This is a genomic window from Xanthomonas sp. 3498, from assembly GCF_014199795.1.
Classification (GTDB): domain Bacteria; phylum Pseudomonadota; class Gammaproteobacteria; order Xanthomonadales; family Xanthomonadaceae; genus Xanthomonas_A; species Xanthomonas_A rydalmerensis.
This window is the reverse complement of record NZ_JACHOH010000008.1, coordinates 79754-98181: the sequence shown is the minus strand read 5'-3', so window position 1 is coordinate 98181 and position 18428 is coordinate 79754. Positions and strand designations below refer to the sequence as shown.

Here is an 18428-nt window from a genome sequence, read left to right as displayed (position 1 = left end):
GTGGCTGCATGGCGAGGCGTGTCGAAGTGCAGCGGGCCGGCGCCGTCCTGCACCGCCACCGAACGTCTCGGGATGCCCACGCTGCTGCCATGCCGGCAGACAAGAGCTGTAGCAGAGGGCCGTTGTGGGAGGGACGTCAGTCCCGACCCACGGCAGGACGCATCACCTCAATACACGTCGCGCCGGTAGCGCCCGTCGGCGCTGAGCGCATCCAGCGCGTCCTCGCCGAGGATCTCGCGCAATGCCGCATCCACGCCGCGCGCCATGCCTTCCAGGCTGCCGCAGACGTACACGGTGGCGCCGCGCGCGACCCAGTCGCGGACCGCGTCGGCGGCCTCGCGCAGCCCATCCTGCACGTAGCGCTTGTGCGCCTGGTCGCGCGAGAACAGCAGGTCCAGGCGCTGCAGATGGCCGGCGTCGCGCCAGGACTGCAACTCGTCGCAGAACAGCGCATCGTGTGCGGCGTTGCGTTCACCGAACAGCAGCCAGTGCCCGTGCACGCCGGCCTGCTCGGCCTCGCGCAGCAGGCTGCGCAGGCCGGCGATACCGGTGCCGTTGCCGATCAGCAGCATGGGCGCATCGCCATGCCGGCGGAACCCGGGATTGGCCCGCACCTGCGCGCGCAGCACTGCACCCACCGGCGCGTGCTGGCACAGCCAGCCGGCGCCCACGCCAGGGCTGCCGTCGGCGCGCAGGGTCAGGCGTACGACGAGCTGCAACAGGCCATCTGCCGGCACCGAGGCGATCGAGTATTCGCGCAGCGGCAGGCTCGGCAGCGCATCCACCCAGGCCTGCGGATCGTCGCCCGGCGTCGGCGGCGTCAGCGCGCGTGACGCCAACGCCTCCCACAATGGCTGCCGCACGCCATCGGCCTGCACCGTCTGTTCGGCGTCCAGCGCCTGCGCGGCGAGCCAGGCGTGGACCGTGTCGGCGGCGTGGCAGGGCTGCACTTCCAGGACGTCGCCGGCATGCCAGTGCGCCTGCGGCGGCGGCGCCAGGTCGATGCGCCATACGGGGGCGCCAGCGCTGCCGGGATTGAGCAGGACGCGGCCGACCAGGCGCCAGTCCAGCGGCTCCGGCGCCTGCAGCACCGGTGCCGACGCCGCCACGCCGGTGAGCGCCGACAGTTGCCATTGCCACTGCGCCAGCGCCTGCGGATCGGCGTTGTCCACTTCCAGCGGCGGGAACAGCGCCTGCGCGCCCTGTGCGTCCAGCCAGTGCTGCACCTCCCGCGAGAAGCCGCAGAACTGCGGATACTGGCGATCGCCCAGGCCGAGCAACGCGTAGCGCAGCTCCGGCAAGGCCTGCGCCTGGCGCTGCACGCGCCGGACGAAGCCGCGCGCCGCGTCCGGCGGTTCGCCGTCGCCGAAGGTGCTGATCACGAACAGCGCGCGCTGGGTGCCGCGCAGCTGCGCCAGGTCCAGCTGCGCCAGCGAGCGCACGTCCACCGTCAGGCCGGCCGCCTGCAGTTGCGCGGCGGTCTGCCAGGCCAGGCGCTCGGCCAGGCCGCTTTGGCTGGCAAACCCCACCAGCCAGGAGGCGGCGGCCTCGCCCACCAGCCCCGGCAGCGCGCGCCGCGCCTCGCGCAATGCCCGCTTCTTGCGCCGGCGGTCCAGGTACAGCATCCAGCCGGTGACGAAGAACAGCGACATGCACAGGCTCGCCAGCAGCATCGCCACGCGCCCGGGCAGGCCGAAGAAGCTGCCGCTGTGCAGCGCGAACATGCTGGTCAGCAGGCGCCGCCCCAGCGGCTGCGCGCGGTAGTCCAGGCGGCGCAGGATGCGGCCGCTGGCCGGATCGACCTCCACGCTGTCGTAGGCGCGGTCGTGCGCCGGATCGGGCGACAGGTAACGGGCCACGATCGGCTGGCCGCTGCGGCCGGGCAGGCGCAGATCCAGGTAGGCGCGCTGCGCGGCGGGCACGCTCGCCAGGGCCGCCTGCAGCCGCGCGTAGTCCACTGCCGGTGGCTTGCCGCCGCGGCCGCCCTCTTTCTCCTTGGGCGCGGCATCGCCGCCGAGCATCGCCACCAGCCCCTGCCGGTACCAGTCGTAGGACCAGTACAGCCCGGTCGCGGCGATCAGCAGGTACACCAGCAGGCACCAGGTGCCGATCACCGAGTGCAGGCTCCACAGGAAGCTGCGTCCCTGCCGGTTCCACTCCACCGCCCACCAGGCGCGCCAGCTCCACCAGCGCCGCGGCCAGCGCAGGTACAGCCCGGACAGGCAGAAGAAGATCAGCACGAACGCGCAGGCGCCGGTGACCGCCTTGCCGCGCTCGCCCGCGGCCAGGCGCCGGTGCAGGTCTTCGACGAAGGAGAAGAAGCCATCCAGGCGCGGCGCCGGCAGCACCGCGCCGGTGTAGGGATCGAAATACAGGCGGCCGCCGTCGCGACCGGGCAGGCGCACCGCGGACGGCCGCGTGCCGGTCGGGTCGATCAGCAGCCGGTTGCTGCGGTGCGCCCCGTCCAGGTCCAGGCGCCGCGCCAGCTCGGCCAGCGGCAGGGGCTGCTCGCCGGCGGCATGGCGCGCGGCGATGGCCGCCAGCGGCGGATTGGCCAGGCGCACGATCTCGTCCTCGAAGGCCAGCGTGGCCCCGCTCAGCCCCATCACCGACAGCACCAGCCCGGCGCTGATGCCAAGGAGCCAGTGCAACTGGAACAACAACGACTTGATCACGGCGGAGGCGCAGGACGGGGCGGTCGCGCATTGTAAATGAGAACGCTTATCGCATGCGATTGACCGCCGTGGCGCGGCGTCTACCGTCAAGCGTGACCAGCGACGCAGTTGCCATTTGCGACACATCCAATGGTCATCTGACGGACACCGAACCTCGCCAGTTTCTTCACTCCCCTGACCAGCCGAGGTTCCTGCAATGTCCGTCTCCCTGCGCGGTTGTCTTGCCCTGCTTGCCCTGTTCGCCGCCCAGGCGGCAAGCGCCGCCACCAGCTGCCCCACGCTCTACGCCGGCGGCAAGGCACCGACGCTCGACGCGTCGATCACCAGCCGTACCACCGAGGTCTGCCATACCGAATACGTGCTGATGGCCTCGGGCGTGACCAAGGGTCCGCTGTACTCGGCCGAACACATCACCGATCAGCAGGTCGCCGGCGCCGAATCGATCGGCCGCGTCGGCTCCTTCCATGACGAGACCGGCATCCCGGCCGCCGACCGCTCGCATACCTCGGACTACACCAACTCCGGCTTCGACCGCGGCCACATGACCCCGGCCGGCGACGCCTCGACCACCAACTCGGAGAAGGAAACCTTCTCGATGGCCAACGTGGTCCCGCAGGACCACAAGCTCAACACCGGCGAGTGGGCGCGGATCGAGGAGCAGGTGCGGCAGTTGGCCAAGCAGCGCGGCGAGGTCTACGTGGTCACCGGCCCGGCCTTCGACAGCGGCACCCGCAGCAGCATCGGCGCCGACAACGTGCAGGTGCCGAACTACGTGTGGAAGGCGGTGTACGAGCCGGGCAATGGCGCGGCCGCCTACATGTGCGTCAACGACAGCACCATCAACTGCGACGTGGTGTCGATCAACGACGTCATCACCATGGCCGGCGTGGATCCGTTCCCGGCGATCAGCGCCAGCATGAAGGCGAATCCGATCGCGCTGACGCTGCCGTAAGGCGGGGATTCGGGAGTGGGGATTCGGGATTCGTAACAGCGTCCTGACACCCTGCCCGGGTCGGGGCGGCCGGATGCGCGAATGCGCAAACCGGCCGCCACTGCAAGCGCGCGCACCTCAGGCGGTGTGCGCCGTCATCGCCTCGACCAGCGCCGCGAACACCGCGCTGCAGGCCGCGCTGCCGCGCACGTCCTGGTGCATCACGATCCAGCTATCCAGGCCGACATTCACCTGCTTTGGCAGCACCGGCACCAGTGCCGGCGTGCGCCGCGCCAGCGCGACCTGGCAGAAGCCGATGCCACAGCCGGCACGCAGCAATGCCAGTTGCGCCAAGTCGCTGTCGGCGCGCAACGCGAACGCCTCGCGCCGCCACAGCGGCAGGCCGCTGCGCGCCGCGCGCAGGAAAGGCGTCTCCGCATCGAAGCCGATCAGCGCGTGCTGCGGCAGTTCCTCCATGGCCTGCGGCAGGCCGTGCCGGTCCACGTAGTCCTGGTGCGCGAACAGCGCCACCGCCACCGCACCGACGTGACGCGCGACCAGTACGTCCTGGGTCGGCCGGCTCATGCGCACCGCCACGTCGGCCTCGCGGTGCAGCAGGTCCTGCATCCGGTTGCTCAGCACAAGTTCCAGCCGCAGCTGCGGATGTGCGCGGCGCAGGGCCGCCAGCACCGGCGGCAACACTTCCGCACCGATCACCTCGCTGGCGGCGATGCGTACCGTCCCGCGCACCGCATCGCCATGGCGGCCCGCCGCGCGCTGCAGCGACGCGGCCAGGCTGGCCATCGCCTGCGCATGGCCACGTAAGGCCAGGGCCGCATCGGTGGGCAGCAGGCCGGTCTGCGAGCGCACGAACAGCGGCACCGCCAGCGCCTGTTCCAGCGCCGCCACGTGGCGGCCGACGGTAGGCTGGGTCAGCCCCAGCGCGCGTGCCGCCGCCGACAGCGAGCCCTCCTCCAGCACTGCCAGGAAGGACCGGTAGAGTTCCCAGCCGATCGTGTTGTCCATACAGAAATGTATAGCCGACTGGCGATCTTCGCCAATTTTCTTTAGCCGCACCGGCACCGACACTGACCGCCGACCTCAACGGAGCGCTGTCATGTCCCCATCTTCTTCCACGGCCCTGGTGCTGGGCGCCAGCGGCGGTATCGGCGGCGAACTGGCGCGGCAGTTGCGCGACGCCGGCTGGCAGGTGCGCGCCCTGCAGCGCGGCCTCGCCCACTCCAGCGAGGAGCGCGACGGCATCCACTGGCGCCGCGGCGATGCGCTGCAACGGGCCGACGTGCTGCAGGCGGCGCAGGGCTGCGCGGTGATCGTGCATGCGGTCAATCCGCCCGGCTACCGGCGCTGGTCGGAGCTGGTGCTGCCGATGATCGACAACACCCTCGCCGCGGCCATCGCCGAGCGCGCCACCGTGGTCCTGCCGGGCACGGTCTACAACTACGGCCCGGATGCCTATCCGGCGCCGGACGAAGACGCGCCGCAGCATCCGCTCACCCGCAAGGGTGCGATCCGGGTGGAACTGGAGCGGCGCCTGCAGGCCGCGACCACGCAGGGCGCGCGGGCGATCGTGGTACGTGCCGGCGACTTCTTCGGCCCGCGCGTGGGCAACAGCTGGTTCGCGCAGGGGCTGGTGCGGCCGGGACGGCCGGTCGCGACGGTGACCCTGCCGGGCGATCCGGGCGTGGGCCACCAATGGGCCTACGTGCCCGATGTGGCGCGGACCATGCTGGCGCTGCTGCAACAGCGCACGCGTCTGCCGGCCTTCGCCCGCCTGCACATGGACGGGCATTGGGACGCCGACGGCACGCAGATGGCGGCGGCGATCGCGCGGGTCGCGCAACGCCATGGCCTGGCGTCGCCGCGCACGCGCCGCTTCCCGTGGCCGCTGCTGACCCTGGCCCAGCCGTTCTGGCCGCTGGCGCGCGAACTGCACGAGATGCGCCCGCTGTGGCGGCACCCGCTACGCATGCGCAATGCGCGGCTGCTGGAGTTGCTTGGCGAAGAACCGCACACGCCGCTGGACGTGGCGGTGGAGGCAACGCTGCGTGGGCTGGGTTGTTTGCCGGCGGCGACGCCATCGGCGTAGTGCGGACGCGTGCGCGGGTGCGGCTTCAACCACGACCCGGCTGCAACGGGAAAGCCCGGTCGCGGCTGAAGCCGCTCCTACGAGATCCACGCAGATGGATCGCAAGATCGCGGCTGTGTAGGAGCGACTTCAGTCGCGACGCTTTTCGAAGGCTACGTCGCGACTGAGGTGGCTCTAACAGACAGAGAGAGACGCTGGCTCAGCGCGCCTCGCGCAGCCAGCGCGCCACCTGCGGCGCGAAATAGGTCAGCACGCCGTCGGCGCCGGCGCGCTTGAACGCCATCAGCGACTCCAGCACGCAGGCGCGTTCGTCCAGCCAGCCGTTGCCGATCGCCGCCTTGAGCATCGCGTACTCGCCGCTGACCTGGTAGGCGAAGGTGGGCACGCGGAATTCGTCCTTCACCCGCCGCACCACGTCCAGGTAGGGCATGCCGGGCTTGACCATCACCATGTCCGCGCCCTCTTCCAGGTCCAGGGCGATCTCGCGCAAGGCCTCGTCGCCGTTGGCCGGATCCATCTGGTAGGTGGTCTTGTCGGCCTTGCCGAGGTTGCCGGCGCTACCCACCGCCTCGCGGAAGGGGCCGTAGAACGCCGAGGCGTACTTGGCCGAGTAGGCCATGATGCGCACGTGCAGGTGCTCGTCGGCATCCAGCGCGCGGCGGATGGCGCCGATGCGCCCGTCCATCATGTCCGACGGCGAGACGATGTCCACGCCGGCCTGCGCATGCGACAGCGACTGCTGCACCAGCGCCTCGACGGTGATGTCGTTGAGCACGTAGCCACGGTCGTCGATGATGCCGTCCTGGCCATGGCTGGTGTACGGATCCAGCGCCACGTCGGTCATCACTCCCAGTTCCGGGAAGCGCGTCTTCAGCGCGCGCACCGCGCGTTGCGCCAGGCCGTCCGGGTTCCAGGCCTCGGCCGCGTCCAGCGACTTGCCGGTCGGGTCGATCACCGGGAACAGGTCGATGACCGGGATGCCCAGCTCCAGCGCCGCCTCGGCCTCCTTCAGCAGTTCCTCGATCGACAGCCGCTCCACGCCGGGCATGGAAGCGATCGGCGTGCGGCCGGGCACGTCGTGCACGAACACCGGCCAGATCAGGTCGTCGACGGTGAGGGTGTGCTCGCGCATCAGGCGGCGCGAAAAGGCATCGCGGCGCATGCGCCGGGGACGATAGTGGGGATGGGCCACGTGCAGGCTCCTGGGTGGGCGGATTCTGGGAGGCCGCGCCAGTCGCACGGTCCGAGGCCACCAGGCACCCGGGCCGCGCCGCCGGCACCGGCGTGAACGCAAGGCGGCCCGCGCACGGGCGCCGTCGGCTGGGCATGTTACTCCCGCCGGCGCGGCACGCCGCGCGGGATGTTGCAACACAGCATGCCGGTCGCCCGGCACGCGCGTCAGATCACCCCGCCTCCCAGGCTCAGCCGGATCACCCCGACCACGATCACCAGCGCATTGAGCATCAGGCCGGTCTTGGCGCGGCCACGGTTGGGTGCCGCGGTGAACAGCAACCCGATCGCGGCGATCAGCGCGCCGACCGCGGCGAACGGGATCAGGAACCAGTTGCCCCAGCCGAGCAGCGGGATGAAGGCGAGGATCATCCACAGCAACGCCACGATGCCCCACAGCAGACTGATCAGGCCCATGCCGGCCTCCATGCGAATGTCAGCCCGCACCATAGCGCACTGCGCAGCCTGGCGCGGCGCGACCGCCGGCCGGTGCGGCGCTGGCGCAGGTCTATTCGGGGCCGGCGCCGGAGGCGGTCGATGGCCCAACTGGATGACGCCAACGCGGCCGATTTCGGCACACGCGGTACCGAACCGAAGCCCGGTTGCGCGGCGCAAGCGCGAAGCGGCCAAGCTCGGCACCAATGGCGTGGACCTGAAGGGTGTAGACGCGGAGCGCTGCGGCAGCAGCCTGTCGGTCGGCGCGGGCAGCGCTGGCGGCCACGTCGGCGCCGGCCTGAGCACTGGTGCCCCATCACGCGGATGCGCAGCGGGCGTGGCGATCTGGACGTCGCCGGGAGCCGGGGGGCGACAGCGGCCCCAGAAGTGTTGAAGACACGCCAAGACGCGCCGCGCATCGACAGGACCAACTACGGCGACCGGCGTACCTGTATCAGGTGCTGCAACAGGACTGCGCTGTCATCCGACCAACGGATGGCGGCCGACCCACGGTCATGGCGAACACCGAGCACCTAGGCAACCCGGTAGGGGAGGCGCGCACTGGATCGTCTTAATGCGGGACGGAAACCCTGGACCGTCTTCATCTCGGAGCAGCCCATGAAGCGCTGGATATGGATTTTCGCGATCTGCCTACTGTCGTTCCCCGCCATCGCCGCACCCGTCTACAAGAAGCTCGTGTGCCGCGATAACGACCCCTTCGTGTTCTGCACCCAAGGCTGCAAGGGCGTGGACAAGAACTGGAGCCCGGTCGACCCGATCAGCGGCTCCTGGCAGGCAGACCCCGGATACTGCTTGCGGCCCAGCCCGGTCCGCTGCTGCAAGCACGGCTCGCACTGCGGCGCGTGGACGCCCACCGCGATCGTGGCCGTGAAGCAGTACGAAGACATCTGCCCTGCCGCCGTCAAGCAAGGCGAGTGGACAGACCCGAGCCGGCGTCCGGAAAGCGTGCCCTACGAGCACTGACGAGCCTGCCGCTGCACAACGCGGCGGCGTGCTGCCCTCCCGGCCTCCCCGACTCTTGGCACGGGGATCACGGCGGCCCTGCCAGGGTGGCGGCGCCGGGTTCGGCGCGATTCACCCGGCCCGCCTATGATCGCGTGAGATCCGAACACGGGGGTAAGGCCATGAACATCCGACCGTTGTTGCCGCTGGCGCTGCTGCTGGCCGTGGCCGGCTGCGCCAGTTCCTCCAAGGTGATGGTCGGTGCGGCGCGCCCGCCGATCGACCCGGCACTGGTGCAGATCTACTCCGCGCCGCCGCCGGGCGCGGTGGATATCGCCCAGCTCGAATCCTCCAGCGCGGCCGGCTTCGGCACCCAGGGCCAGACCGACGCGGCGGTGACCCGGCTCAAGCGCGACGCGGCCAAGCTCGGCGCCAATGGCGTGGTACTGATGGGCGTGGGTTCGCAACGCTCCGGCGGCGGCCTGTCGGTCGGCGCGGGCAGCTACGGCGGCCACGTCGGCGGCGGCCTGGGCATCGGCATCCCCACCACGCAGAAGCGCGCCGCCGGCATGGCGATCTGGGTGCCGCCGGGAACACCGGCGCCGGCGCCGGCTGCCCCGCAGCCTGTACCGCCGCCCGTTCACTGAATCCGGTCAGGTCGGGCAGCGGCCTGCTGCCCTGTCCGGCCGGCGCCCGCCGCTGGCGCACCCCCGGCTTCCAAGAACACATCTTCCGCATCCAGCCCCGATGGACCGGGTTGGGGGCCATGGCGCCCGGCATCCCCTCGCGCGATGAAACCCTTGCTAAGCTATTTGCGGGCAGAATCGGCACGACCCGTTCGCGGGGCCGGGTTCGGGTTATCGCCCGCCCCGCAATGACACGTTTGGTCCGAACGTCTGGGATGGACCGCTTTCGACAGAGGGAAGTGCGATGAAGCAATGGATATGGATTCTGGTTGCGTTCCTGGGATTTCAGGGCGTCGCTGGGGCGCAGCAGGTCTATGAGGACCTTGCCTGTCGCGACAACGACCCCTTCGTCTTGTGCACGCAAGGCTGCAAGGGCAAAGACAAGAACTGGATGCCGGTGACTCCTCAAGCCGGCGTATGGGTCGCGGTACCTGGCTACTGTCCTTGGCCGACGTCGACCGGCCCTTGCTGCGTCGGAAACGTATGCTTCAAACCGTGGACGCAGAAAGCGGTAGATGCGGTCTACCAGTACGTGCGTATTTGCCCGGTCGGCGGCGGCAAGGCCAGCGACTGGACGGGGCGGCAACGGCCCGAGCGCGTTCCTTACTCGCACTGACTCCTTTCGGTGCCGCTGCGCGTCCCCGCAGCGGCACGATGGCCCTCACTTGCGCTGTGACGGCACGAACTCCTCGTCCACCGCCGCGGCCAGCTGGTCCGGCGGCAGCAGCCCCTGGTCCAGCAGGAAGTTGTTGAACTTCAGCCGGTCGAACTTGGCGCCCAGCGCCAGTTCGGTGCGCATGCGCAGTTCCAGGATGCGGCTGTAGCCGTAGAAGTAGCTGCCGGCCTGGCCAGGCGCGCGCACCATGTAGCGGTCCAGTTCCTGCCGCGCCATCGCCGGCGACAGGCCGACCTCGTTCTCCAGCACCAGGCGCGCACGCTCGCGGTCGATCAGGCCGAGGTTGAGCATCGGGTCGAGCATGGCCCGCGCCGCGCGCAGCAGGCGGAACTGCAGGGCGACCAACTGCCCGTCCAGCGGTTCGTACGGCACCATCTCGGCCTCGGCGTACAGCGCCCAGCCTTCCACGTTGACCGAGTTGAACGCGAACAGGCTGCGCGCCAGCGACACGCCGCGCTCGACCATGGCGGTGAACTGCAGTTCGTGGCCGGGCCGGCCCTCGTGCGCGCTCAGCGTCCACGCCGCCGCACCGAAGTTGAAGTCGTCGTAGTGCTCGCCCTTGCCGGCGCTGTCCGGATTGCCCAGCGGCAGCACGAAGGTGCCCTGCTCGCCGGTGTTGCCGACCAGCGGTGCCGGGCGGAAATGCGGCGCCGGTTGCGCGGCGCTCTCGGCCGGCGAACCCAGGCGCATCTGCATCGGCCGCTGCGGCACGTCGACGATGCGCTGCTGGCGGATGATCGGATCGATGCGGTCGATGACGCTGCGGTAGTGCGCCTCGAGCTTGTCGTCGGGGATGGTGTCGCGCTTGAGCGCGCGCAGCACTGTGCGGTAGTCGCGGGCATCGTCGCCGCGCAGGCCTTTGGCGGCGGCCACCAGCGGCGCCAGCTGCTGCATCGTCGCGCGGGTTTCCATGAACTCCAGCTGCGCGCGCTGCATCAGCACCTGCGGTGCGATGTCGATGCCCACCTGCTTGAGCTGGAACGCATACAGCTCAGGCGGCAGGCGCGCATCCTCGCGCGCCTGCGGCAGCACCACCGTGCGCGTCCAGGTGGCGTAGTCCTGGAACTGCTGGTCCATCGCCGCCAGCGCCGCGTCTGCGCCGGCGATCTTGTACTCGGCAAACAGCGTGCGGATGCCCTTGGCGTAGGTCTCGACGTTGCTCAAGGCCTGTTCGACCTCGCGCTTGGTCGGCTGCAGCAGGCTGCCGTCAGCGCGCTTTTCTTCGTAGCGTTGCCGCGCCAGCAGCAGGCTGGAGGTGCTGCCCGGCGCCAGGCCGACGTAGCGCTGCAGCCGCACTAGTGCCTTGGCGCGCCGCGCCGCCGGCACCTGCTCGGACAAAAGATTGTTGATGCCGCCGAACACGTGCTGCGGCGCATCCGCCCAGGGCAGCAGCAAGCGCTCGTTGAGCGTGCTGCCCTCGATGGACTGATCGGCGGCGTGGATCAGGATTGTCAGATCCTGGCGCACATTCGGATCGCGCTCCACCTGCAGCTTTTCCTGCAGCGTGCGGCGCGCGGCAGCGGTGGCCTCGCGGAAACGCCGCGCGTTGTCGGGACCGAAATCGGAGACCTGGTCGTCGAATCCGGGCACGCCGAAGAAGCTCACTTCCTCGGCCTGAAACGGCGCCTGCGCCTGCAGCAGGATCTGCGCAAACGCATTGCTGCGCTCCACCCAGGCCGGCGCACGCTTCGCCGCTGCAACGGGCAGTGCGGCCGGAGCCGCCAGCGCCTGGAACGGCAAAGGCGCCGCCAGCGCCAGGGTCAGGGCGATGGCAAGGACACGTGGCTTCATGGCGCAGCTCCGACAGATGATGTCAGGACGGTACGCGGCGCAGGCCGATCGGCCATCTGCCGGAGGTCATGGCCGCCACCACGCGGCGGTGCAGCATATGGGCGGTCCTGCATTGCAGCCGGCGCAGCGCGCGTGCAGTGATGGCAATTCGGAGTGCATCACTGCGGACACGGGCGATACAACGGTCCCACGCCCATGGCGCCATGCACCTCGCAACGACAAAGACGGCAGAGAACGTTCGCCGCCGCTTACTTGGTTGCGGCGTCCTCGGCCGACGTGGCGTGGTCTGCGTTCGTTGCGGGCACCGGCGGCGCCTCGACCGTCATGCCATCCGCCTCCTCGTCGTCGGCCTCGTCGCCCTGCCCGAGCGCATCGAGCAGCGGGATCGCCTCGCCCGCATCCGGCAGTACCTGCAAGGTGGTGTAGTGCCACTCGCCCGCATGACGCTCGGCTTCGATGTAGAGGGTGCCGTTGGCGCGGCTGCCGTGCAGCGACACGCTCAGCTCGGCATTGCCACTTCCACCGCCGCTGCTGTTGAAGCTGCCGCTGGGCATGATGCCGTCCTTGATCGGCGCGCCCAGCGCGGCCGCCACGCGCGGATCGTGTTGTGCGGCCATCACGCCGACCCGGTACGGCTCGGACGACTTGGTGACGCGCGCGATGCCGAGCACGAACACCGCGATCGACGCGAGCAGCAGGGCGCCGAGCACCAGCACGATCAGCGGCACCGCCCACTTCCAGTGGCGCGCCCACCAGCCGCGCTTGACCGGTGGCAGCGCCGTGGTGGAGGTGGGACCGGGCGTGCCGGGCAGCGGCGGCGGACTCGACATGACGTCATTCCTTGTCGTGCGAAATCGAAGATACGAAACGGCGCGCTCAGGGCTTGAGGCAGCGCGCCAGGAAGGCTTCGGTGGTGCGATAGCGATGCAGTGCGTTGCTGCCGGACAGGCCGTGCTTGGCGCCCGGATAGGTCATCAGCTCGAACAGCTTGCCGCGCTTCTGCAATTCGCTCATCAGCGAGGTGGAATTGGTGAACAGCACGTTGTCGTCGGCCATGCCGTGCAGCAACAGCAGTTGCGAGGTCAGCCCGTCCAGGTGCGCGGCCACGCGGCTGTCGCGGTAGCCGTCGGGATTGGCCTTGGGCAGGTTCATGTAGCGCTCGGTGTAGTGGCTGTCGTACAGGCCCCAGTCGGTGACCGGCGCGCCGGCGGCGCCGCAGGCATAGGCCTCGCTGTGCTTGGCCAGCAGCATCAGGGTCATGTAGCCGCCGTTGGACCAGCCGTACACGCCGATGCGCGCCGCATCCACCCACGGCTGCGCCTTCAACCAGGCCACGCCGCGCAACTGGTCGTCCACTTCCACGGTGCCCTGGTGCTGGTACAGCGCGCCGCCGAAATCGCGGCCGCGGCGCGGCGTACCGCGGTTGTCCAGCGAGAACACCACATAGCCGTGCTGGGCCAGGTACTGGTCGAACAGCGCATCGCCGCGACCGGGCCAGCCGTCGACCACGGTCTGCGCGGCCGGGCCGCCGTACACGTAGACCACCACCGGATAGCGCTTGCCCGAATCGAACCCGTCCGGCTTCATCAGCCGATAGTGCAGCTGGGTCTTGCCGTCGGCGGCGGTCATGGTGCCGAACTCGACCGGACGCTGCGCCTCACGGTAGGCCGCATAGGGATGCTGCGGATCGGCCAGGTCGTTGACCAGCAGGGTGGCGATCTTTTCGCCATTGGAGCGGAACAGCTCGATCTGCGGCGGCGTGGTGGTGTTGGACCAGCTGTCGACATAGACGCTGGCGTTCTTGGCGAAGCTGGCGGCATGCGTGCCATTGGGCTTGGACAGCTTTTCGATGGCGCCGCCGGCCAGCGGCACCGCGTAGAGCTGGGTCTGGGTCGGCGACTCCTTGGTCGCGGAGAAATAGACCTTGCCGGCGGCCTCGTCCACCGCCAGCAACTCGTCCACCACCCACTCGCCCTGGGTCAGCGGGTGCAGCGTGCGGCCGTCTTCCGAGGCCAGGTACAGATGTTCGTAGCCGCTGCGCTCCGAGCCCCAGACGAAACGCCCGTCCTTGAGGAAGTGCAGGTCGTAGGTGAGCGGCACCCAGGTCGGGCTGGTCTCGGTGATCAGCACGCGCTGCTTGCCGTTGGCCAGGGTCGCCTCGATCAGCTCCAGGCGCTTCTGATCGCGCGACTGGCGCTGGAAGGTCAGCCGCTGCGGATCGCGCCAGTCCACCCGCGCCAGGTAGATGTCCGGGTTCTTGCCCAGGTCGATCCACTGCGGCTGCGCGCCGGCGCGCGGTGCGATCGTGCCGAGCTGGACCTTCACGTTGGGCTGGCCGGCCTGCGGATAGCGCTGCTCCACCACCTCGGTATGGTCGGCATAGACCTCCGGGCGCTTCTGCACCGGCACCTCGGTTTCGTCGATGCGCGCGAAGGCGATCGCCGAATCGTCCGGTGCCCACCAGTAGCCGGTGTGGCGGTCCATTTCCTCGTCGGCGACGAACTCGGCCACACCGTTGCCGATGGTCTCGCTGCCGTCGCGGGTGAGCTGGTGCTGCTGGCCGCTGGCCAGGTCGATCACCCACAGGTTGCGCCCGCGCACGAAGCTGACGTAGCCGCCCTTGGGCGAGATCTTCGGATCGGTGACGAAGCCTTCGCCGTGGGTCAGCTTGCGCACCGCGGCGCTGCCGGTCTTGCGCAGGTCGTACAGGTACAACTCGCCGCCGAGCGGGAACAGCAACGCCTGCGCGTCCGGCGCCCACTGGTATTCGACGATGCCGGTGTAGGCGGCGATGCGCTGGCGCTCGCGGCGCGCCTTCTCCTCGTCGCTCAGGGTCTCGGTACCGGGCAGCACCAGCTTGGAATCCACCAGCATGCGGGTCTGCCCGCTGGCGATGTCGTATTCCCACAGATCCAATTGGTTGCGGTCGCTGTCCTTGCCGCGCAGGAAGGTCACCCGCGAGCCGTCCGGCGCCACCTTGGGCTTCATCAGGGTCGGCCCGGACAGCGGCTTGCTGCCGGTGATGGCCTCCAGGGTCAGTTTCTCGGCGTGGGCGGGAACGATGGGCGTGGCGAGCATGAGGGCGAGAGCGGCGAACAGAGAGCGCATGAAGGTTCCTGATGGAGCACCGAGCGCACGGATGATGCGCGTGCGCCCGGGATTTGAGAAGCGCGCCGGCTCAGCGCTGCCCGAACAGGTGCTTGCGCTCGGCGTCGCTGAGCGGCTTGCCGGCGTTCGGGTTCACCTGCTCCTTCAATGCGTAGGCGCGCTGGGTAGCCGGGCGTGCGGCGATGGCGTCGTGCCAGCGCTTGAGGTGCGGGAAGGCGGCGTAGTCGGGGGTCAGGCCGGGGTACACCTCGATCCACGGGTAGCTGGCCATGTCGGCAATGCCGTAGTCGTCGCCGGCCAGGTAGGCGCTGTGCGCCAAACGCTTGTCCAGCACGCCGTGCAGGCGCCGCACCTCGTTGCCGTAGCGCTCGATCGCATAGCCGATCTTCTCCGGCGCATAGACGTTGAAGTGGCCCATCTGCCCGGTCATCGGGCCGAGGCCGGCCATCTGCCAGAACAGCCACTCCAGCGCGACCACGCGCCCGCGCGGATCGGCCGGCAGGAAGCGGCCGGTCTTCTCGGCCAGGTACAGCAGGATGGCGCCGGACTCGAACACGCTCTGCGGCGCGCCACCGTCGGCCGGGGCATGGTCGACGATGGCCGGCATCTTGTTGTTCGGCGAGATCGCCAGGAATGCGGGCGCGAACTGCTCGCCTGCGCCGATGTTGACCGGCTTGAGCGTGTAGTCCAGCCCGGCCTCCTCGAGAAACAGGGTGACCTTGTGGCCATTGGGGGTGGGCCAGTAGTAGAAATCGATCATGGCGGCGCTCCGGGACAGGGACCTTCGAGTGTAGCGGCGCCCCCCGGCTTGGCAGTGTCACCGCCCGCCGGGTACCCTGGCCGCTCCCGCAACGCAGCATTCCAGACCACGCCATGACTCCCGAGCGGCCCCGCCTGCATCCCCTGTCCAACCTGATCTTCGCCTCGCGCTGGCTGCAGTTGCCGCTGTACCTGGGACTGATCGTGGCCCAGGGCGTCTACGTGTTCCTGTTCGGCAAGGAGTTGTGGCACCTGATCCACGAGGCGCCGAGCCTGGGCGAACAGCAGATCATGCTGATCGTGCTCGGCCTGATCGACGTGGTGATGATCTCCAACCTGCTGGTGATGGTGATCGTCGGCGGCTACGAGACCTTCGTGTCGCGGCTGGGCCTGGAAGGCCATCCGGACCAGCCGGAGTGGCTGAGCCACGTCAACGCCAGCGTGCTCAAGGTCAAGCTGGCGCTGTCGATCATCGGCATCTCCTCGATCCACCTGCTCAAGACCTTCATCGCGGTCGGCGCGCTCGGCGGCATGCCGATGTGCTCGCCGGAGCAACTGGCCAGCGCCGTGGGCACGGTGGACCTGAAGAGCTGCGCGACGCTGACCGCCACCGGCGTGCTGTGGCAGACCATCATCCATGGCATCTTCATCCTGTCGGCGATCGGCATCGCCTGGACCGACCGGATCATGTCCGCGTCCGCGCCGGCGCGGCCGGCACACTGACCGACGCGCGCAGCGTCACGCTTTTTGCCGCATGGCAGCGGCTGCCACGCACACGGCGGCCGCGGATGCTAGATTGACCGATGGGGTGCGCTGGCGGCATGGGGGCCGCAGCACCGCGAACGCACCGCCGTCGCATCGTTGATTGCCAACACCGGGGATTCAGGGGGACGCATGTCGCAACTCACCACACTCGCCAAGGCGCGCCGTGTCGCGCCCGTCCTGTTGCTGGCCGCGCTGGCGGCCTGCTCCAAGCAGGAGGAGGCCGCGCCACCCAGCGCCGCACCGGCCACTACCGCGGCCAATGCACCGGCAACGCCAGCGGTCTCGGCCAAGGTGCAGTCGATGGGCACCGAACAGTTGCACGACTCGGCCAGCCAGGCGCTGCGCGAGAACCGCATGTACGCGCCGGCCGGCAACAACGCGGTCGAGTACTACCTGGCGCTGCGCGACAAGCAGCCGGACGACGCCGGGGTCAAGAGCGCGCTGACCGACCTGATGCCGTACACGCTGATCGCCGCCGAGCAGAGCATCAACCGCGAGGATTTCCCGGAAGCGCAGCGCCTGATCGGCCTGATCGAGAAGATGGACCCGCAGGCGCCGGCCCTGCCGCGGCTCAAGCAGGGCGTGAGCAAGGGCATGGAGGCCGTGGCCCAGCGCGGCCAGGACGAGACCGACAAGGCCAAGAAAGACGCCGAGCAGAAGGCCAAGCTGGCGGCCGAGCAACAGAAGCAGGCGCAGCAGCAGGCCAGCGAGGCGCAGGCGGCGCAGCAGATCGCCGCACAGCAGGAAGCCGCGCGCCGCGAGAGCGCACGCCAGGAAGCCGAACGCCAGGCCGCTGCGCGTCCCGCCACGCCCGCCGCCACCGCGCAACCGACGCCGGCACCGGCTGCCGCGCCCGCGGCCGCACCGGCGGCCACGGCACAGACCCTGCGTCCGATCAGCACCCCGGCCCCGCGCTACCCGCCCGAAGCGCTGCGCTCGGGCACGGCCGGCGAAGTGCTGGTGGAGATCACCGTGGGTACCGACGGCGCGGTCACCAATGCCCGCGTGCTGCGCTCCACGCCGCCGCGGGTGTTCGACCGCGAGGCGCTGAACGCCACCAAGCGCTGGCGCTTCGAACCGGTCGGCGCGCCGGTGACCACCCGCCGCACGCTGGCGTTCAATCCCGGCGGCTGAGCCTCGCAACACCACGCGTGCCCGGCAGTGGCCGGGCGCGCAGCGAACGCCTCGGCGCAACCTGGCGCCGACCGCAACACGTCGATCGGAACGATCAGGACGTCGGTGTCATGCCCGCATTGCGAGCCGACGTGCCGAAGCGCCCCTTGCGCCAGGCCACCCAGGTCGCGATCGCGCCCACCACCGTGCATACCAGCAGGCCCGGCAGCGAGGCCTCCGGTCCGAACGCGCCCCCACTCAGCCAGTCCGGCACCCCGGCCTGCGCCGTGCTGCGCGCGATCGCCGGCCCCATGTCGGTCCCCGACACCGCCGCGCCGAACAGATAGCCCTGGGTGAAGTTCCAGGCCGCATGCACGCCGATGGAGACCCAGAGCCGGCCGGTGAGCACGTAGAAGGCGCCCAGCATGATGCCCGCCTCCGCCGCGATGCAGAGCGCGGCGAACACGCTCGCGTTCGGATTGCCGAGATGGGCCAGGCCGAACAGCGCCGCCGACAGTGCGAACGCCAGCCATGGCCCGAACGCGCGCCACAGCAGCCGCAGCAGGATCGCGCGCAGCATCAGCTCCTCCACCACGCCGGCCTGCAGCGCCTTGCCGAGCGCGCCCCACGCCGGCGCCGGCCCGCTCCAGCGGATCGCGTACACGCCGAAGGCCGCCATGAGCGCCATCACCGCCGCGAACATCGCCGCGCCCAGCAACAGGCCAAGGGCCAACTGCGACGGCGCCGCGCGCCAGGCGAGTTCTGCCGGCCAGCGGCGCTCGCCCAGGCGGACCGCCACTGCGTAGAGGATGGCCGCCGTCAATGCCGTGGCATATGGCGCGATGCGCTCTGCACCCGGCGGAAGCAGCCTGGCGCACAGCAGCGGCACCGCCGTTGCCACGACCACCATCAGCGCGAGCAACGCGATTGCCCAGGCCACCGCCCGCAACCAGCGCACCCTCCCCGGCTGCAGGATGCGCGCCTGGCCCAGTACCAGCAGGCGCGTGCCCGCGGTCGCGGTCACTCCGGTGTCAACGCGTGGATCGGGAGACATGCAAGACTCGCTGCGGAGGGACGTCGAAAAGGCGGACGCATCCGCCGCGCGTGCAGGCAGTGTGCATCACGATCGCATTCCCGGCGCGGCGTCGCGACGACGGGCATGCAGCGCGCGGACCAGCCCGCGCGCCGC

Annotated in this window: 16 protein-coding genes; 7 read left to right on the top strand and 9 right to left on the bottom strand. The window is 70.0% G+C overall.

Annotated elements, in window-relative coordinates; genetic code table 11:
* Positions 1 to 167: 167 nt before the first annotated feature.
* Complete coding sequence (locus GGR66_RS19260) at positions 168 to 2675, bottom strand: sulfite reductase flavoprotein subunit alpha (RefSeq protein WP_184449957.1); 2508 nt, start codon at positions 2673 to 2675, stop codon at positions 168 to 170.
* 196 nt (positions 2676 to 2871) lie between these two features.
* Between GGR66_RS19260 and GGR66_RS19255 the strand changes: the two genes are divergently transcribed.
* Positions 2872 to 3627, top strand: a complete 756-nt coding sequence (locus GGR66_RS19255) for a DNA/RNA non-specific endonuclease (protein WP_184449955.1) — start codon at positions 2872 to 2874, stop codon at positions 3625 to 3627.
* A 117-nt stretch (positions 3628 to 3744) separates the two neighbouring features.
* On the opposite strand, the gene GGR66_RS19250 is transcribed toward GGR66_RS19255, so the two are convergent.
* Positions 3745 to 4632, bottom strand: a complete 888-nt coding sequence (locus GGR66_RS19250) for a LysR family transcriptional regulator (protein WP_184449953.1) — start codon at positions 4630 to 4632, stop codon at positions 3745 to 3747.
* A 91-nt stretch (positions 4633 to 4723) separates the two neighbouring features.
* On the opposite strand from GGR66_RS19250, the gene GGR66_RS19245 reads away from it, so the two are divergent.
* Complete coding sequence (locus tag GGR66_RS19245) at positions 4724 to 5713, top strand: NAD-dependent epimerase/dehydratase family protein (protein WP_184449951.1); 990 nt, start codon at positions 4724 to 4726, stop codon at positions 5711 to 5713.
* A gap of 199 nt (positions 5714 to 5912) precedes the next feature.
* Here the strand turns inward: GGR66_RS19245 and hemB are convergent, their stop codons facing one another.
* On the bottom strand, positions 5913 to 6905 hold the full coding sequence (gene hemB, locus GGR66_RS19240) for a porphobilinogen synthase (protein ID WP_160964472.1): 993 nt from the start codon (positions 6903 to 6905) through the stop codon (positions 5913 to 5915).
* 206 nt (positions 6906 to 7111) lie between these two features.
* On the bottom strand, positions 7112 to 7360 hold the full coding sequence (locus tag GGR66_RS19235) for a hypothetical protein (protein WP_010340624.1): 249 nt from the start codon (positions 7358 to 7360) through the stop codon (positions 7112 to 7114).
* A 636-nt stretch (positions 7361 to 7996) separates the two neighbouring features.
* On the opposite strand from GGR66_RS19235, the gene GGR66_RS19230 reads away from it, so the two are divergent.
* The 3 genes from GGR66_RS19230 (at position 7997) to GGR66_RS19220 (ending at position 9643) form a co-directional block, all read left to right on the top strand.
* Positions 7997 to 8362 (top strand): hypothetical protein, encoded by a 366-nt coding sequence (locus tag GGR66_RS19230; protein WP_184449949.1) that lies wholly within the window; start codon positions 7997 to 7999, stop codon positions 8360 to 8362.
* 161 nt (positions 8363 to 8523) lie between these two features.
* On the top strand, positions 8524 to 8988 hold the full coding sequence (locus GGR66_RS19225) for a hypothetical protein (RefSeq protein ID WP_184449947.1): 465 nt from the start codon (positions 8524 to 8526) through the stop codon (positions 8986 to 8988).
* 283 nt (positions 8989 to 9271) lie between these two features.
* Positions 9272 to 9643, top strand: a complete 372-nt coding sequence (locus tag GGR66_RS19220; RefSeq protein WP_184449945.1) for a hypothetical protein — start codon at positions 9272 to 9274, stop codon at positions 9641 to 9643.
* A gap of 45 nt (positions 9644 to 9688) precedes the next feature.
* On the opposite strand, the gene GGR66_RS19215 is transcribed toward GGR66_RS19220, so the two are convergent.
* The 4 genes from GGR66_RS19215 to GGR66_RS19200 all read right to left on the bottom strand — a co-directional run bounded on the left by GGR66_RS19215 (position 9689) and on the right by GGR66_RS19200 (position 15362).
* Positions 9689 to 11494 (bottom strand): DUF885 domain-containing protein, encoded by a 1806-nt coding sequence (locus GGR66_RS19215; RefSeq protein ID WP_184449943.1) that lies wholly within the window; start codon positions 11492 to 11494, stop codon positions 9689 to 9691.
* Positions 11495 to 11742: 248 nt separating this feature from the next.
* Positions 11743 to 12324, bottom strand: a complete 582-nt coding sequence (locus tag GGR66_RS19210) for a cytochrome c oxidase assembly factor Coa1 family protein (RefSeq protein WP_184449941.1) — start codon at positions 12322 to 12324, stop codon at positions 11743 to 11745.
* Positions 12325 to 12370: 46 nt separating this feature from the next.
* Complete coding sequence (locus tag GGR66_RS19205) at positions 12371 to 14602, bottom strand: S9 family peptidase (protein ID WP_184449939.1); 2232 nt, start codon at positions 14600 to 14602, stop codon at positions 12371 to 12373.
* Between the two features lie 70 nt (positions 14603 to 14672).
* A complete protein-coding gene (locus GGR66_RS19200) occupies positions 14673 to 15362 on the bottom strand; it encodes a glutathione binding-like protein (protein WP_184449937.1) in 690 nt (229 codons plus the stop codon).
* 113 nt (positions 15363 to 15475) lie between these two features.
* On the opposite strand from GGR66_RS19200, the gene GGR66_RS19195 reads away from it, so the two are divergent.
* Both GGR66_RS19195 and GGR66_RS19190 read left to right on the top strand, forming a co-directional pair.
* Positions 15476 to 16084, top strand: coding sequence for a TIGR00645 family protein (locus GGR66_RS19195; protein WP_017908501.1), 609 nt, complete (start codon positions 15476 to 15478; stop codon positions 16082 to 16084).
* Between the two features lie 171 nt (positions 16085 to 16255).
* Positions 16256 to 17260: an energy transducer TonB gene (locus GGR66_RS19190; RefSeq protein ID WP_160964488.1), complete on the top strand. Its 1005-nt coding sequence runs from the start codon at positions 16256 to 16258 to the stop codon at positions 17258 to 17260.
* Between the two features lie 94 nt (positions 17261 to 17354).
* On the opposite strand, the gene GGR66_RS19185 is transcribed toward GGR66_RS19190, so the two are convergent.
* Positions 17355 to 18293 (bottom strand): CPBP family intramembrane glutamic endopeptidase, encoded by a 939-nt coding sequence (locus tag GGR66_RS19185; protein WP_184449935.1) that lies wholly within the window; start codon positions 18291 to 18293, stop codon positions 17355 to 17357.
* Between the last annotated feature and the right edge of the window lie 135 nt (positions 18294 to 18428).

Coding starts and splice junctions, on each gene's coding strand:
- GGR66_RS19255 (WP_184449955.1), top strand. CDS start 2,872: ATGTCCGTCTCCCTGCGCGGTTGTCTTGCCCTGCTTGCCCTGTTCGCC.
- GGR66_RS19250 (WP_184449953.1), bottom strand. CDS start 4,632: ATGGACAACACGATCGGCTGGGAACTCTACCGGTCCTTCCTGGCAGTG.
- GGR66_RS19245 (WP_184449951.1), top strand. CDS start 4,724: ATGTCCCCATCTTCTTCCACGGCCCTGGTGCTGGGCGCCAGCGGCGGT.
- GGR66_RS19235 (WP_010340624.1), bottom strand. CDS start 7,360: ATGGGCCTGATCAGTCTGCTGTGGGGCATCGTGGCGTTGCTGTGGATG.
- GGR66_RS19230 (WP_184449949.1), top strand. CDS start 7,997: ATGAAGCGCTGGATATGGATTTTCGCGATCTGCCTACTGTCGTTCCCC.
- GGR66_RS19225 (WP_184449947.1), top strand. CDS start 8,524: ATGAACATCCGACCGTTGTTGCCGCTGGCGCTGCTGCTGGCCGTGGCC.
- GGR66_RS19220 (WP_184449945.1), top strand. CDS start 9,272: ATGAAGCAATGGATATGGATTCTGGTTGCGTTCCTGGGATTTCAGGGC.
- GGR66_RS19215 (WP_184449943.1), bottom strand. CDS start 11,494: ATGAAGCCACGTGTCCTTGCCATCGCCCTGACCCTGGCGCTGGCGGCG.
- GGR66_RS19210 (WP_184449941.1), bottom strand. CDS start 12,324: ATGTCGAGTCCGCCGCCGCTGCCCGGCACGCCCGGTCCCACCTCCACC.
- GGR66_RS19205 (WP_184449939.1), bottom strand. CDS start 14,602: ATGCGCTCTCTGTTCGCCGCTCTCGCCCTCATGCTCGCCACGCCCATC.
- GGR66_RS19200 (WP_184449937.1), bottom strand. CDS start 15,362: ATGATCGATTTCTACTACTGGCCCACCCCCAATGGCCACAAGGTCACC.
- GGR66_RS19195 (WP_017908501.1), top strand. CDS start 15,476: ATGACTCCCGAGCGGCCCCGCCTGCATCCCCTGTCCAACCTGATCTTC.
- GGR66_RS19190 (WP_160964488.1), top strand. CDS start 16,256: ATGTCGCAACTCACCACACTCGCCAAGGCGCGCCGTGTCGCGCCCGTC.
- GGR66_RS19185 (WP_184449935.1), bottom strand. CDS start 18,293: ATGTCTCCCGATCCACGCGTTGACACCGGAGTGACCGCGACCGCGGGC.